Annotated in this window: 13 protein-coding genes; 1 reads left to right on the top strand and 12 read right to left on the bottom strand. The window is 37.0% G+C overall.

The window, feature by feature from the left end:
- Positions 1 to 67 precede the first annotated feature (67 nt).
- On the bottom strand, positions 68 to 1120 hold the full coding sequence (gene bdhA / locus ACLBWW_RS24440) for a (R,R)-butanediol dehydrogenase (protein WP_000645832.1): 1053 nt from the start codon (positions 1118 to 1120) through the stop codon (positions 68 to 70).
- A 226-nt stretch (positions 1121 to 1346) separates the two neighbouring features.
- Here bdhA and ACLBWW_RS24435 point away from each other — a divergent pair, with 226 nt between their 5' ends.
- Positions 1347 to 2525, top strand: coding sequence for an MFS transporter (locus ACLBWW_RS24435; RefSeq protein WP_046957312.1), 1179 nt, complete (start codon positions 1347 to 1349; stop codon positions 2523 to 2525).
- Between the two features lie 30 nt (positions 2526 to 2555).
- Here the strand turns inward: ACLBWW_RS24435 and ACLBWW_RS24430 are convergent, their stop codons facing one another.
- From ACLBWW_RS24430 to ACLBWW_RS24380, 11 genes are all read right to left on the bottom strand, one after another.
- A complete protein-coding gene (locus ACLBWW_RS24430) occupies positions 2556 to 3332 on the bottom strand; it encodes an N-acetylmuramoyl-L-alanine amidase (RefSeq protein WP_223265780.1) in 777 nt (258 codons plus the stop codon).
- A 623-nt stretch (positions 3333 to 3955) separates the two neighbouring features.
- Positions 3956 to 6355: a M6 family metalloprotease immune inhibitor InhA2 gene (gene inhA2 / locus ACLBWW_RS24425; RefSeq protein WP_048541762.1), complete on the bottom strand. Its 2400-nt coding sequence runs from the start codon at positions 6353 to 6355 to the stop codon at positions 3956 to 3958.
- 469 nt (positions 6356 to 6824) lie between these two features.
- Complete coding sequence (gene fsa, locus ACLBWW_RS24420) at positions 6825 to 7472, bottom strand: fructose-6-phosphate aldolase (protein ID WP_000667669.1); 648 nt, start codon at positions 7470 to 7472, stop codon at positions 6825 to 6827.
- Positions 7473 to 7506: 34 nt separating this feature from the next.
- Positions 7507 to 8433 carry a ribose ABC transporter substrate-binding protein RbsB gene (rbsB, locus tag ACLBWW_RS24415; RefSeq protein ID WP_048541760.1) on the bottom strand — a complete coding sequence of 309 codons (927 nt, stop codon included), beginning with the start codon at positions 8431 to 8433 and terminating at the stop codon, positions 7507 to 7509.
- Between the two features lie 14 nt (positions 8434 to 8447).
- Positions 8448 to 9383 carry an ABC transporter permease subunit gene (locus tag ACLBWW_RS24410; RefSeq protein ID WP_001074641.1) on the bottom strand — a complete coding sequence of 312 codons (936 nt, stop codon included), beginning with the start codon at positions 9381 to 9383 and terminating at the stop codon, positions 8448 to 8450.
- 2 nt (positions 9384 to 9385) lie between these two features.
- A complete protein-coding gene (gene rbsA / locus ACLBWW_RS24405) occupies positions 9386 to 10870 on the bottom strand; it encodes a ribose ABC transporter ATP-binding protein RbsA (protein ID WP_048541758.1) in 1485 nt (494 codons plus the stop codon).
- 18 nt (positions 10871 to 10888) lie between these two features.
- The gene (gene rbsD, locus ACLBWW_RS24400; RefSeq protein WP_000716160.1) at positions 10889 to 11284 is read right to left on the bottom strand and encodes a D-ribose pyranase; all 396 of its coding nucleotides are present in this window, start codon (positions 11282 to 11284) and stop codon (positions 10889 to 10891) included.
- Positions 11281 to 12177 carry a ribokinase gene (rbsK, locus tag ACLBWW_RS24395; protein WP_048541756.1) on the bottom strand — a complete coding sequence of 299 codons (897 nt, stop codon included), beginning with the start codon at positions 12175 to 12177 and terminating at the stop codon, positions 11281 to 11283. The genes rbsD and rbsK overlap by 4 nt, the downstream gene beginning before the upstream one ends.
- Positions 12178 to 12190: 13 nt before the next feature.
- Positions 12191 to 13162 carry a ribose operon transcriptional repressor RbsR gene (gene rbsR / locus ACLBWW_RS24390; protein ID WP_029437473.1) on the bottom strand — a complete coding sequence of 324 codons (972 nt, stop codon included), beginning with the start codon at positions 13160 to 13162 and terminating at the stop codon, positions 12191 to 12193.
- Between the two features lie 138 nt (positions 13163 to 13300).
- Positions 13301 to 14914, bottom strand: coding sequence for an MDR family MFS transporter (locus ACLBWW_RS24385; protein WP_447614282.1), 1614 nt, complete (start codon positions 14912 to 14914; stop codon positions 13301 to 13303).
- Between the two features lie 19 nt (positions 14915 to 14933).
- A complete protein-coding gene (locus tag ACLBWW_RS24380) occupies positions 14934 to 15392 on the bottom strand; it encodes a MarR family winged helix-turn-helix transcriptional regulator (protein ID WP_001132358.1) in 459 nt (152 codons plus the stop codon).
- Between the last annotated feature and the right edge of the window lie 5 nt (positions 15393 to 15397).

The following is a 15397-nucleotide window of genomic DNA, read 5'->3' as shown; positions in this document are numbered from 1 at the left end:
CTTTCTGTATAGAAAAAAAGTAGCCCTCTTCTATTTCTAGAAAAGGGCTACTTTTTACTATTCTCTATTATTTAGGTGAAACAAGAATTTTCACTTGTGTTTTATCTTTTACAAGTGCTTCAAATCCTTCTTCAACAACTTGATCTACTGTGATTTTTTTCGTAATTAATTTCTCTGCTTGAATTTGGCCAGAGCTAATTAATTTAATAACAGCTGGGAAGATATGACGGTATCCAAGAATACCGATAACTTCTTTTTCTTTTAGTACAAGGTTGTTTGGCGTAATTGTCGCATCTTTTTCCCACACACTAACAATTACAGTTTGTCCTTCAAAGCTTGTACTTTCAATCGCTTGACGAAGTACTACTTCGACACCTGTTACTTCAAAGCTCACATTTACACCTAAACCATTTGTTAAGTTACGAATTTCTGCTAGTACATCTTGAGTAGCTGGATTTAATACATAATCCGCACCTGCTAATTTTGCTAACTCTTGACGTTCTTTAGAAAGTTCTACTGCAATCACAGGAGTTGCTCCTGCTGCTTTAGCTGCTTGAATGACAAGAAGTCCAATTGGACCACAACCAAATACTGCTACAGCTTCCCCTTCTTTTAATTTACTTTGACGTACTGCATGAACTGCTACCGCTGCTGGTTCTACAAGTGCACCTTGTTCATACGTCATTTCATCAGGAATATGGTGGACCATATCTTCTGGTACTACTGTATATTCAGAGAAACCGCCGCCGTCTCCGCCAAGACCGTGGAAAACAAGTTGTTCACAAACATTGTAATGTCCATGTTTACAAGCTTCACATTTACCACAAGAATAAATTGGTTCTACAACGACGCGATCTCCCACTTTATGAGAAGTAACGCCTTCACCGATTTCAACTACCTCACCACTAAACTCATGACCTAAAATAACCGGTGCTTTTACGTGTGTTAATGGGTGCTCTTCTGTTGGAATAAAAATAGGTCCTGCTAAATATTCATGCAAGTCTGTTCCGCAGATACCACACCATTTCACTTTAATCTTAACTGCTCCTGGTCTTACAGTTGGTTCTGGTACTTCTTCTACTCGTACATCGCGTTGATTATGCCAAAGTAATGCTTTCATTTTATACATCCCTCTCTACGTATATACTTAACCTGGTGAAGTTTACAAATCTATTATAATACTTCTATCCATATATTTCAAAAAAACAATCTCATTTCCACTAAATTTTAACAAATAACGTTCAATATTTTGTCACTTTGTACTTTTTTCCACATCTGTTAATGCTAATTTCATTGCGGTTGAAATTAGCATTATGCCATAATAGCAGAGGAGAGGTGAATATCGCTTGAAATATTTTATTTACTTTATTGTTATCGTAGCGTTTCTAGATACATTTTCACAATTACCTATTATGAGTACGTTCGCTCAAAGTCTTGGAGGATCTCCTCTTATTATTGGGCTAGTTGTCGGTATGTACTCATTCGCTAATATGATCGGTAATATTATTGCTGGCGCTGCTGTCGATAAATTTGGTGCAAAAAAAATACTTTATATAAGCATGGGACTTACGAGTTTCATAGTCTTGTTATACACCGTTGTTCAAAGTGGTGAACAACTATTAGTTGTGCGCTTTATGCACGGCTTTAGTGACGGATTTTTAATTCCTGCTGCCTTTACGTTTTTATCAAAACAAACAAATTCAGCAAGACAAGGTAAGGCAATGGCTCTATCTGGTGCTGCTGTTGGAACAGCGGCAATTGTAGGACCGGCTTTCAGTGGAATTATGAAAGCAACTGCTGGTATAGAGTGGGTGTTCATTACCATTTCTATTTTAATGGTCCTTGGTACAATCGTATCTCTATTCTTCTTACCAAATAACGTATCAAGAAAAGATACTTCAAGAACACAAATGATGAACAAAGAGGATATGATTGAACTATTAAAATCAGAACCGTTATTGCAAGCATATATTGGTGCTTTCACGCTAATGTTTTCACAAGGAATTGTCACTTATATGCTACCAGTGAAAGTTGAGGCATTAGCACTTAAAGCATCTACAACAGGCATGATGTTAAGTGTATTCGGCATTACCGCTATCCTCTTCTTCTTGCTGCCAACAAACCGTATTTATGATCGATTTAATCGTTCAAAACTTATGCTAATTGGTATTGCAGTAATGGCATTCGCGTTATCTTTACTTGGATTATTCGCAACAAAAGGTATGCTCTTTATCGTTATGATGATTTATGGCATTGGATTCGCTATCCTTTTCCCATCGATAAATGCATTACTTGTTGAGAATACGACAGATGATAAGCGCGGAAAAGCATTCGGATTGTTTTATGCTTTCTTCTCATTAGGAGTTGTTGCTGGATCCTTTACGGTTGGTGCAATCGGGGCATCCCCTAGCGTCAGCTTCGTTATCGGAACAGCATTCTTATTAACATTCGCTGGAATGATTTATGTAAGAAGCAAAATAAAAAGTAAAGAAAAAAGCAAAGTAAAAAAGACAATGATGGGTTAATTCCATCATTGTCTTTCTATGTATAGCCTTTTAATTTATAATTTCAACATATGCTGGATTCGCAGTTATATAATTTCCAGATTTTAATTTATACATTTTCGAACCATTCACAGTTAATGTTTCTACAACAGTAAACACATCTCCCTGTTTCACAGTCCCTGCTTTTGCATTCCAATCAGGTTGGTTATAATAGTATAATTCAGGTGCCTTTACACGAAGTAAGAATGTTTTCTTTTGTAAATTAAATGATTTTACTAATCCATTTACATGTCCTCTTGCAAGCTGCTCTCTGAAATCCGCATTGGCAAGCTTTGCAGCATCCTCAGCTCGATCAATAAATCCATTTTCAGTCAATATTGCAGGCATATTTGTCTCTCTTAACACATGAAAATTACTTGTTTTCATTCCTCGATCAACAAAATCAGCTGTTTTCATAATTTCTTGATGAATCAATTGGTGATACGTTGTAGTAGGAGCACCTGCATTCGGATAACTGTAATCCTCATAGCCTGTTCCTCCACCACTATTGATATGCACAGATAAGAAGAAGTTTGCTCCCCACTGATTAGCATCATTCGTTCTTTGTGCTAATGTAGGATACACATCACTTGTACGGCTCATTCTAATCTCATGACCTGTATACTCAGAATTTAAAATATTACGAATTCGCAAAGCAATATCTAATGTTAAATCCTTCTCTTTCAAACCATTTCCAATAGCACCTGTATCTGTTCCCCCATGCCCTGGATCTAGATAAATTTTAACTGTTTCTGCACTCGCATTTGTACTTGGCACAATAAAAAACATACAAGTTAAACATAATAAAAAGATACTACTTTTCATAACAAACGATACATTTTTCCATGCTTTCAATTACTTTACTCTCCCTTTACTTACAAATTAAAAGTTTACTACGTGCTACTTTTCTTTTTCCGAAAGAATATTACATTAAACTACTAAACTATTATCTTATTAATTCCCTATGAATTTTACTTAAAACAAAAACTAAAAGCAATATATAATTTTATTTTTTAAAAATAATTAAATTTCGACACCTTAAATTAGTAAAACCTTGAAAAATATGTATTTACTTTTTTCCAATTAAAACATTTACCATATTAAAATAATTAATTCTCATCCGATATACTGAAAGTTCTTCGAGTCAATTCTCATAAAAAACAAATAAATCCTTTCGACAATTTCCTCGGAAATACTTCTTTTCCCCACATAATTTGATACACTACACATAGATAAATTAATACCTTAATGTACAAAGAAAAAGCACATCCTTCGAATGAAGAATGTGCTTTTATTTTATCTCGCTATTTGCGGACAGTAAGAATCCCGCCTCGAAATTCGACGAATACGAGGAAGTGTGTGCTAATAATCATTGGGGATGAACACCTCCGACTGATTAAAGTTCCATTTTATTAACGCTTAATCCAAACAGCACCTGCAGACTTATCATCCGCTTGTCCAACAACTTGGAATTTAAGTCCAAGGTTTGGAACTTTTCTTCCTGCATCTGCAATTTGTTTATTACTATATACTTTTGAATCATCAAATGTTGTAACACCTTGTAATCCAGAATAGTTAAACTGTCCACGTGTTAATGAATTTGCACTCCATGCTGGTGTTTGATCAAATGAAAATGCAGCATCTGCAATTTGCATACCTGTATTACCGTAAGTTGGTCTTCCGTTTAAATTGCCAACAAATGCCTCTGGATGCGAATCCACAACACCAAGGAATCCTTCACCTGGATGCACCCCAACCCAGTTATCTTTGAAGCTATCATCTGCATACCAAACGACAAGACCTGTATTATACACTGGACCTTTTCCTGCTTTTAATCCATTATCTGATCCCGCATAGTTTCTCCACTCTAAGTAGTAATAATGAGCTTTCTTTTCTGTCCCATCAGAAACAACAAAACCATTTAAATTCATTTTAGCCTGTCCTTCTGTATCATCAGAAAATACAACTTGTCCATCAACAGTTACATTTACATTATCCATCGCGAAACCTTTATATGTTACAGCTGGATCTGTAATATAATCGAATTGCAGTTTCACTTTTTTCCCTTTAAATTGACTTAAATCATATGATTTATCCATCCATTTTCCATCTGTTGTATCTTTATCTTCTTGGACTACTTTTTCTCCAAGTCTATCAATTAATGTTTTCGTTCCATCTTCTGTTACTGCATGCACTTCGACAAAATCGCACTCTGCTTCTAACTCATAATTTGCTTTATAATCGAATTTTGCATTTGTTCCTTTTGTTAAATCAAAGAATGGTGTCTCTAGTGTTGTATGCATATCATCTCCTCTTGTACTATAATATGCATGCTTTCCAAACTCTGGTTTAATCGTTTCAACACTTTTACCTGGTAAGTTAACACGTACAACGCCTGGACGATTAGATTTCGTAACACTTTGATCAATATATGTAGGAACTCCTACACCGCGCTTAATTTTATCGTAATCCACTTCTAAAATTTTTGCCCAGTTGCCACCCATATTCTTTTGTAAGAAATCTTTATTTTGTGGTGAGAAACTAGTTGGCTCTGTTCCTGCAATTTTCCCTGTCCAACTACCTCCACTCATTAATGACCACGCTTCGACAGGTGAACCAGTTCCAGTATATTTCGTGTCATATTCATCTGGTAAGCCAAGATCATGTCCAAATTCATGCGCAAATACACCTACTGCTCCATCTTCTGGTTCAATTGTATAATCATGCGCCGCTACTTTTCCACCAAAGTAATCTACCTTTGATTTTGTACCTTCAACCGCTACTGGATCTATTGCTAATTTTGAACGATGTGACCAAATTGCATCATCACCTAATTTACCACCACCAGCTTCTTGACCAACGCCAGCATGGATTACCATTAAATGATCAATTACACCATCAGGTTCATTTTGATTTCCGTCACCATTTGTATCATATCTATCGAATTGATCAAATTGAGATAAATCTAATCCTTTCTCAGCAGCTGCATGTAAAGCTTCTTTCACTAAATCACGTGCGCCTTTTGGTCCTTTATTATCATGACCACTGCTACCATCAGCACCGTAGTCAGACGCTTTTCCTGGGACAGTTAGCCATTCTGTTACATATCCATCAGTCGTATAACTACCGCCAGACTGCTCTTCATAATATTGTTTAAACGTCTTTACTTTTGAACCATCAAATAATGTGTACGGCTCATTACCAAATAACATTTTTTGATAATGCTCTCTACTAAAGTCATTCGAATACATATACCCTGGCGTTTGATCAATATTATTATGTTTATAATCACTAAATTCAACGAGTAATACTAATACTTTATCATTTCGAACAGATCCCTTATACGGCGCTTGCTTTGCTTTAGATGTTGGAACTTGCCCATTCAATTGTTTCTTATTTGGTTCAGGCTTTTGCTCAGGGCTAACATTTTTTTCAGGTTTCTTTACATTCTCCTTTTCCTCCATTTTCTTCTCTTTTACTTTTTTCACGAAATCAGATGCCTCTTTAGCAGTATCCGCTGGAAGAATTTCTTTATTTGCCTGATCGCCTTGTTTCTTTTCAATATACTTTTCTACAGCTTTTTTCGTTTCTTCTTTAGAAGATGCTGGATTTATTGTTCCTCTTTCCTTCAGTGCTTCCGCTAAACGATCTTCTTGAATTAAATTGTAATCAATTGGTGTTGTAGATACATTGTCTTTCTCTTTTGCTGGCGTTTCTGCGTATGCTAGCGGAGCACTCATTACAGATGTGCATCCGATAATTGCCGCAATTGCTAATGATGATAACACTTTAAATGGCGCTTTTCTTCTCATTCTATTTCTCTCCTTTTATAAAACTTAAAATTCAGATAAATAAGTGCATTTAAATCAAAAGCTCTCCTTTCTGCCCTCCCTATATACAGTGAAACTTTAATCAGTGGGGAGTTTGTCCATCCCCACTGATTATTAGCCCACACCAATCGGGCATTTACGGGCAGTTGATTTCCCACCTAACTTCTTTGCTCTAGCTGAATTTTAAGGTGGGAATCTTACTGACCGTTAATGCGGGACAAAAAGGCATAATTCTATAAACGTTAAACTTTATGTTATAGAATCATGCCCTCCAGTTTTCTGGTCAGACCCTCTATCTTCTTATATCAAAATATGAAAAATAAAGAGTGATTTGTATATATTAAATAGTTTATATAACAAATTTAAAAGACAATATGCAAAATTGCATGAAAATTCTTTTAAATACAAAAAAAGAATCCTAGTCAATTAAACTAGGATTCTTGATTTTCTATTATTTCTCTTGTGTTTTTTCCCAATCAGCTAAGAATTTCTCAATTCCTTGATCTGTTAATGGATGCTTCACTAATGAAGCAATTACGTTTGCTGGGATTGTTGCAATATGTGAACCGTTTAATGCTGCTTCTGTTACGTGAACACTGTGACGTACAGATGCTGCAATGATTTCTGTTTCAATGCCGTGAATTGCAAAGATTTCTGCGATTTGGCGGATTAAGTCCATACCGTTATGGCCGATATCGTCTAAGCGACCTAAGAATGGTGATACATATGTTGCACCAGCACGAGCTGCAAGTAATGCTTGAACTGCTGAGAATACTAATGTAACGTTTGTACGAATTCCTAAATCAGAGAATGCTTTTACTGCTTTTAAACCTTCTGTTGTCATTGGTACTTTTACAACAACGTTTGGAGCAATCTTCGCTAATTCTTTTCCTTCTTCAATCATTTTATCAGCTTCTAAGCTAATTACTTCTGCGCTTACAGGTCCTTCTATAAAGCTGCAAATTTCACGAATACGCTCATGGAAATCTACGCCTTCTTTTGCTACAAGTGATGGGTTTGTCGTTACTCCAGCTACTACGCCTAATGCATTTGCCTCTTTAATTTCGTTAATGTTTGCTGTATCAATAAAGAATTTCATTTGTTATTCTTCCTTCCTGATTTTCATTTTATATTTATTTGTTTTTCTTAATAAGCTCTAATTCAATCGGAATAGATTTGTCCACTTTTTTACCTTGCGTGATCTCTTTTGCTGTTTGCATCGCCTTCTCCCCGATTAATTCCGGTTTTTGAGCAACTGTTGCAGCCATACGCCCATCTTTAACCGCCTTTACAGCATCTTCTGTTGCATCAAATCCAACAACGACTACATCCGTTTTTCCAGAGGACTTCAATGCTTCAAGTGCCCCTAATGCCATTTCGTCGTTATGCGCAAACACAGCTTTAATATCACCATTTGCTTGCAAAATGTTTTCCATAACAGATAATCCTTTTGCTCTATCAAAATCAGCTGCTTGTTTTGCAACTACTTTTAAAGATTTATCCGCTACATTATGGAATCCTTTCCCGCGCTCACGAGCAGCAGAAGAGCCAGGTATTCCTTCTAATTCAGCAACGTTTGCTCCCCCGCCAACTAATTCACGAATGTAATCACTAGCCATTTGACCACCTTCAATATTATTAGATGCAATGTGAGAAACAACCTTACCTGAATTCGCAACGCGGTCTACTGTAATAACAGGAACATTTGCTGCATTTGCCGCACTTACTGCTGAAGCAACAGCATCTGAATCGGTCGGATTAATAACAACTACATCGACACCTTTTTGAATTAAATCCTCAACATCGTTCGTTTGCTTTGCTGCATCATTTTGTGCATCAACAGCAATCAATTCAATGCCGCTTGCTTTCGCTTGCTTTTCTGCTCCTTTTTTCAAAGTAACAAAAAATGGATTGTTTAAAGTTGAAACAGAGAATCCAACTTTAATAGTTTTATTTCGACCTTTATCGCTAGAATCCTTTGCCCATTCTGGTGGTTCCATTGAACAACCAGCAGTAATGACCATAATACATGCAACGAGTATAAGTAACCATTTTTTCATGAACTATCCCTCCATTACGCTTCTTTTCGGCGATCAATTAATACAGCTAGTAAGATTACAAGTCCTTTTACAACTTGTTGGAAGAAAGAAGATACACCTAATAAATTTAAACCGTTATTTAGTACACCGATAATAAGTACACCGATGAATGTACCAACAATCCATCCTCTTCCCCCAGAAAGACTTGTTCCACCTAATACAACTGCTGCAATTGCATCTAATTCATAAGAAGTACCTGCAGTTGGCTGTGCAGAATCTAGTCGTGATGTTAAGACAATACCTGCAAGCGCTGCCAAAATTCCGGAAAGACCGTAAATCATTACTTTAATTCTCGTAACATTAATACCTGATAGCGCTGCTGCTTCTTCATTTCCACCAATTGCAAATGTACGGCGACCAAATGTCGTTTTCTTCAAAATGAAGTACAGTACTGCGAAAGCGATCATCATTGTAACAGCTGGTACCGGAATACCGAGAAAATAACCGCGGCCAAACATTTGGAACATTAAATGATCACCAAGACCAGTGATCGGACGTCCGTCCATATAAACAAGCGTCAACCCACGAAAAATAGTCATTGTTGCTAAAGTTGCAATAAATGGAGCTACTTTTCCCTTCGCTATGATGATACCGTTTACAATCCCCATTACAAGACCAGCTAATAATCCAACTGCCATCGCAAGGAACGGGTCCATGCCACTTGCCATCATTCCAGCAACAAGTGCACTTGATAATGCTAAAATAGAACCTACCGATAAGTCAATACCCCCTGTTAAAATTACAAAGGTCATTCCAAATGCAATAAGCGCATTAATCGATACTTGACGCAGTATATTAAATAAATTTGGAATCTCAATAAATGCTGGATTTAAAGCTGTAATTACGACGATAATTAATACTAAACCGATTAAAGAACCGAGTTGTTGTAATACATTCCCCTTCTTAGCCATCCTTACTCTCCCCCTGTAGCTAGTGCCATAATAGACTCTTGTGATGCCTCACCTTTCTCTAAAATGCCGCCGACCTTTCCTTCATGAATAACAAGAACGCGATCACTCATTCCTAAAACTTCTGGAAGCTCAGATGATACCATAATAACGGCATCGCCTTGCTCAGTAAGCTTATTCATAATAGAGTAAATTTCTTTTTTCGCTCCAACATCTACACCCCTTGTTGGCTCATCTAAAATGAGTAACTGCGGGTGGATACCTAGCCATTTTGCAATAACAACCTTTTGCTGATTTCCACCAGAAAGAGATTTCACCGCTTGCTCTCCACTAGCTGCTTTCACATTAAGAAGTTTCATCATATCCGCTGTAAACTGTTGTTCTAGTTCGTTACTTAAGACACTTCCCTTTGAAAGACTTTCTAAATTCGGTAAAGCTAAATTTTCTCGAATTGAGAAATCTAACACTAACCCTTCAGATTTTCTATCCTCTGTAATGAAAGCTATTCTTTGTCTAATCGCATCTATCGGACTATCAATCTTTACTTCTTGTCCATTTATAAAAATTTGGCCAGAATCTAAAGGTTCGTATCCAAATATCGCTTTCATAATATCTGTACGGCCAGCTCCCATCAAGCCAGCAACACCAAGGATTTCACCTTTTCTCACTTGAAACGAAACATTTTCAAACTTCCCTTTTTTCGTTCCGTTACGCATCTCAAAAATGACATCGCCAATTTGACTATTTCGCTCTGGGTAACGTTCACCAATGCTGCGCCCCACCATCATACTCACTACTTCATCAAATGATGTTTCCGGAATAAGTCTCTTTCCTACGTATTCCCCATCACGTAAAATCGTAATGGCATCACATATTGAAAAAATTTCTTCCATTCGGTGTGAGATATAAACGAACGAAACACCTTCTTTACGTAATTTATTAATGACAGTAAACAACGTTTCAATTTCACGATCTGTTAATGCAGCTGTAGGTTCATCCATAATAATAACGCTCGCGTTTGTCATTAACGCTTTCGCAATTTCAATAATTTGCTGTTGTCCAACCGATAACTCTCCTGCCAACATAGCGCCTTTTACATGTAACCCTAACTCCGCTAGTTGCTGCTGCGCAATCGCGTTCATTTGACGCGTACGCAAAATACCTGTCTTCCCATACATTAACTCTTTACCGAGAAACATATTTTCAGCTACTGTTAAATTCGATAATATGTTCAATTCTTGATGTATAAATGCAATACCGTACTCTTCTGCTTCTTTCGCATTTTTAAAAGTTCGTTCTTGTCCATCAATCGTGATTGTTCCACCATCTTTTTTGTATACACCTGTTAAAATTTTCATGAGCGTTGATTTGCCCGCTCCATTTTCCCCCATCAATGCATGGACTTCCCCTGTTTCAATCATAAACTGTGCATTCTTCAAAACAGGATTACCATTGAACGCCTTTGAAATATTTTTCATTTCAATACGCATTTCCATCACTTCCTTTTATTAAAAAATCACGCCCGCATGTAAAATTACATTGGCATAAGGAGTAGCCTCTCCTGTACGAATAATCGCCTTCGCTTTCTTCGTGTGCTCTTTAAATTGTTCATGCGATACATATTCAAACGCTGGCTCTATTAATTTCAGCTCGATTTCTTTATTTACTTCCGCATTATTGTTAATGACTTCTTCTGCTAACGTTACTTTTTCAATTGCCATATCATCAGCTACCACTTGCAATACGTCTAAAAAGCTAGGTTTTCCAATCTCAACAGCTAAATCAATTCGTTTTACTCCGTCAGGAATTGGTAGCCCACAGTCTGCGATTACAATCGTATCTGTATGTCCAAGTGAAGCAAGGACTGATGCAATCTCACTGTTTAATACACCGTGCTTTTTCATCCGACAATCACCTGCACTTCACGTACTCTATCCCTCGTTGGCATACCGCCCTGTGCTCCAAGTTTCGTTACAGAAAGACCACCAGCAATATTCGCAAAACGAATTGCTTTTTGAAGTGTTTCTCCTTCAGAAAGTGCAACTGCTAATGCACCATTGAATGTATCACCAGCTCCAGTCGTATCTACTACATCAACAGCAATGCTAGGAACATGTACAATCTCCTTACCATTATGGAAACGAACACCGTTAGAACCTTCTGTCATCAATAGTTTATTTGGATATTTAGCCAGTAAATCTTCAATTGGCGATATGAAATCATCTAATACGATGCGGCACTCATGTTCATTTGGTGTAATATAAGTTGCTTTTTCTAAAATATCTTCTGATAACACTTGTGCTGGCGCTGGATTTAACATAACCGGGATTTTGTGTTCCTCACAAATAGCTAATACGTATTTTACTGTTTCAAGTGGAATTTCTAGTTGAAGAACAACCATATCTGCTTTTATAAGAAGATCTTTTGAACGATCTACAACCGACTCATTGACCAGAGCATTCGCCCCTTGCACAACAACAATACTGTTATCCTCTTCTGCTAAAACGATATGAGCAATTCCTGTCGCCGTATCTGTAACCGGTACCACATAGTCGATAAAAACGCGTTCGTTCTCTAAATTGTTCCTAACTACAGTTCCATAATTATCGTTTCCAACCGCTCCAACCATCGCTACATTTGCGCCTAATCTAGCTGCAGCAACTGCCTGGTTGGCTCCTTTCCCTCCTGGGATTGTATGAAATGCTTCACCAATTACTGTTTCTCCTGCTTTCGGACGTTTTTTTGAAACAGCCACTAAGTCCATTGAAATACTACCTACCACTGCAATATTTGGCATCTGTTTCATCTCCTTACTTCGTTGTATTTCGTTCTATAATTTCAATCGGTAAACGATAGTGTTTCTCTTCTAATACGTTTCCTTCCATCTGCTCTAATAACAGCTCTGTTGCAATTTTCCCCATTTCATAAATTGGCTGTGCAACAGTTGTAATAGATGGATACATCATTTCTGTTAAAGAAATTCCATCGAATCCGATAATTTGTAAATCATCTGGAATAGAAATCCCCTTTTGGAGTGCAGCCTTTACAATACCTATTGCGATTAAATCATTTCCAGCAACAATTCCATCAATATGTGGGTATTCTTCTAATAATTCCACTGCTACACGCTCACTATTAGCTGGATCAAATGTACTCTCTGCAATCATATAAGAAAGATTATTTTGCGTAATAACGTCTACAAAACCTTCAAAACGTTCATTAGCAGTGCTTACATCACGCGGTCCGCGAATATGCGCAATATGTTTACAGCCTTTATCTATTAATAACTTTGTCGCTGCCTGACTCCCTGCATAGTTATCTGCATATACAGTAGGGATACGCTCATTAAACATACGGTCAATTGCAACAACTGGAACAGACAACTTCATGTAATTAACACTATTTTGTGGATTCGTTGCTACAATAAATCCATCCACATTATTTTGCCTAAGTACATCAATATATTGCTTTTCTTTCTCTAAACTCTCATCAGAGTTACAAAGGACAACTGTGTATCCTTGCTTATGCGCTACATCTTCTACGGCACGTGCAACTTCTGGAAAGAATGGATTCACGATATTTGGAACAACTAAGCCAATTAAACGTGATTTTTTATTATACAATGAACGCGCTACTGTACTAGGTTTATAATCTAGCATCTCAATCGCTCGTTCTACTTTCTTTAATGTATCTTCATGAACATATCCATTTTTATTTAACACTCTGGAAACGGTCGCCACAGATACTCCCGCTAATTTCGCAACGTCTTTAATCGTACTCATTCTCTTTCCTCTCCATCCCATGTAACCGTTTACAGAAAACAATATAACGTATTTCTCGAAATACGTCAATCATTTCTCATGAAAAAGCTTTTAAGGTTATACTCAAAAAAAGCACCGCCATAAGGCGATGCTTTTTCATTACGAATAGGATACAGTTTGTTCTTTTTCCTCTGTAGCTGGCTCTTCAGCATCTTTTTTACGATCTGACAGTTTAATCTTCTGTAAGAAAATCGTAAAGATAGCGCCTACTACGATAAATACTAATCCTGTTAAGAATACAATATGAAGTGAGTCTACTAAAGAGTTTTTCAAGATTGGTACAATGCTGTTAGCGAATGCTTCTGGCATTTGTTTTAATGCCTCTGGACTAAATAGCATCGAATATAAACCTTGTGGATCTGTGTGAATCATATCTTTAAATTTCGTTACCATTTGGCCCGCTTCTTTCGGGAACGTATCTAATACAGGTACTAATTTATTTGTTAATGTTGTACCTGAAGTGTTATTCATGATTGACCCTAAAATTGTAATACCAAATGTTCCACCGATTTGACGGAAGAACTGACTTGATGATGTTACGACTCCAAGATCTTTTTTCGGGAAACTTTCTTGTAACGCTAATGTTAATGTCGGCATAACAAGACCCATTCCTAAACCGATAATACTCATATAGAAAGTAGCAGTAAGTTTAGTCGTGTGCATATCCATCGTTGTTAATAACCAGAAACCACCAGCCATAATAAGCATCCCTGTAATAATTTGTGGTTTCACACCAACTTTTAATACAAGTTGACCGCCGATAATACTCATCACAATCATAGTAATCATCATTGGCGTCATGATTGTTCCTGATTCAGCAGCACTTACTCCTACAATTCCTTGCATGAAGAATGGTACGAACATAATCGCACCGAACATTCCGATACTCATAAAGAATCCAATTGCATTCAGTAATGTAAACGTGCGATTTTTAAAGAAATGCATCGGTAAAATTGGTTCTTCTGCTTTTGTTTCAACGATAATAAAGCTAACAATACCAATTAGAGCTAATGCAAATAACCCGATAATTTGCCAAGAATCCCATGGATAATCTTTTCCGCCAAACGTTAATGCAAGTAATAAACTTACAACACCGAGAATCATCGTAAAGATTCCAGCAATATCAATTTTGATCGGTCCTGTTTGTTTATGTGATTTTAATCCCATTGCAATAAAGATTGTTGCTAAAATACCAACTGGTAAGTTAATGTAGAATACCCATCTCCAGTTCACTGCGTCTACAATCCAACCACCAACTTGTGGTCCAATTACAGAAGCAAGACCGTATAATGCACCAAAAATACCTTGCCATTTTGCACGTTCTTTTCCCGTGAACATATCTCCGATAATAATCATAGCCATTGGCATCATAATACCGCCACCAAGACCTTGAATACCGCGGAAAATAATTAATTCTGTCATACCATTTGCCATACCACATAACGCTGAGCCAACCATAAAGATAACTAGCCCTGTTATATATACGTTACGACGACCAAGTAAATCCGCTAATTTACCTGCAATTGGTACAACTGTTGTTGATGTTAACATATAAGCTGTTGTTAACCATGTCATTAAGCTTAATCCGCCTAGTTCACCGACGATACGCGGCATTGCTGTACCAACAATTGTTCCATCTAATGCAGCAAATAGCATCGCGATTATTAAACCGATTAACAGCAACTTTCTATTTATGTTTTCTTGTTGCTCCATGTAATCTCCTCAATTCCTCTTAGTTATTCTCTTTTTTCTCTTGTGTCCCGCAAATAATTGTTTCTAACTTCTCAAAGAGGCGTAACAAATCTTCTCTTTCTTGTAATTCTAAATGTGAGAAATATTTTGCAATATGCTCATTACGAGCGGTCATTGCCTCTTCTACTCTAGCTTTCCCCTTTTTTGTTAACTCAATGATGACAACACGGCGGTCATCTTTGTCGTGATAGCGTTCTACAAGCTCTTGGTCAATTAGGCGATCAATCATCACTGTAATTGCACTAGGCTTTACATACATCTTTTTTGCTAATTTTGTAGCTCTTGAAGCACCGTAATGATCTAAAATCTTTAAAATATAAAACTGCGGTGGTGTAAGTCCTGTTGCTTGCATTTGTTCTAATAACTCCGTCTGCATTTTCTTTCCAATCGAAAAGGCAAGAGCTTGAATTTTATCGATATGCGTCATATCATTTGGCATGTTAT

Source organism: Bacillus sp. M5A3_1b (assembly GCF_053345335.1).
Note: the sequence above shows the minus strand (reverse complement) of the source record. Positions and strands in the feature narration are given on the sequence as shown.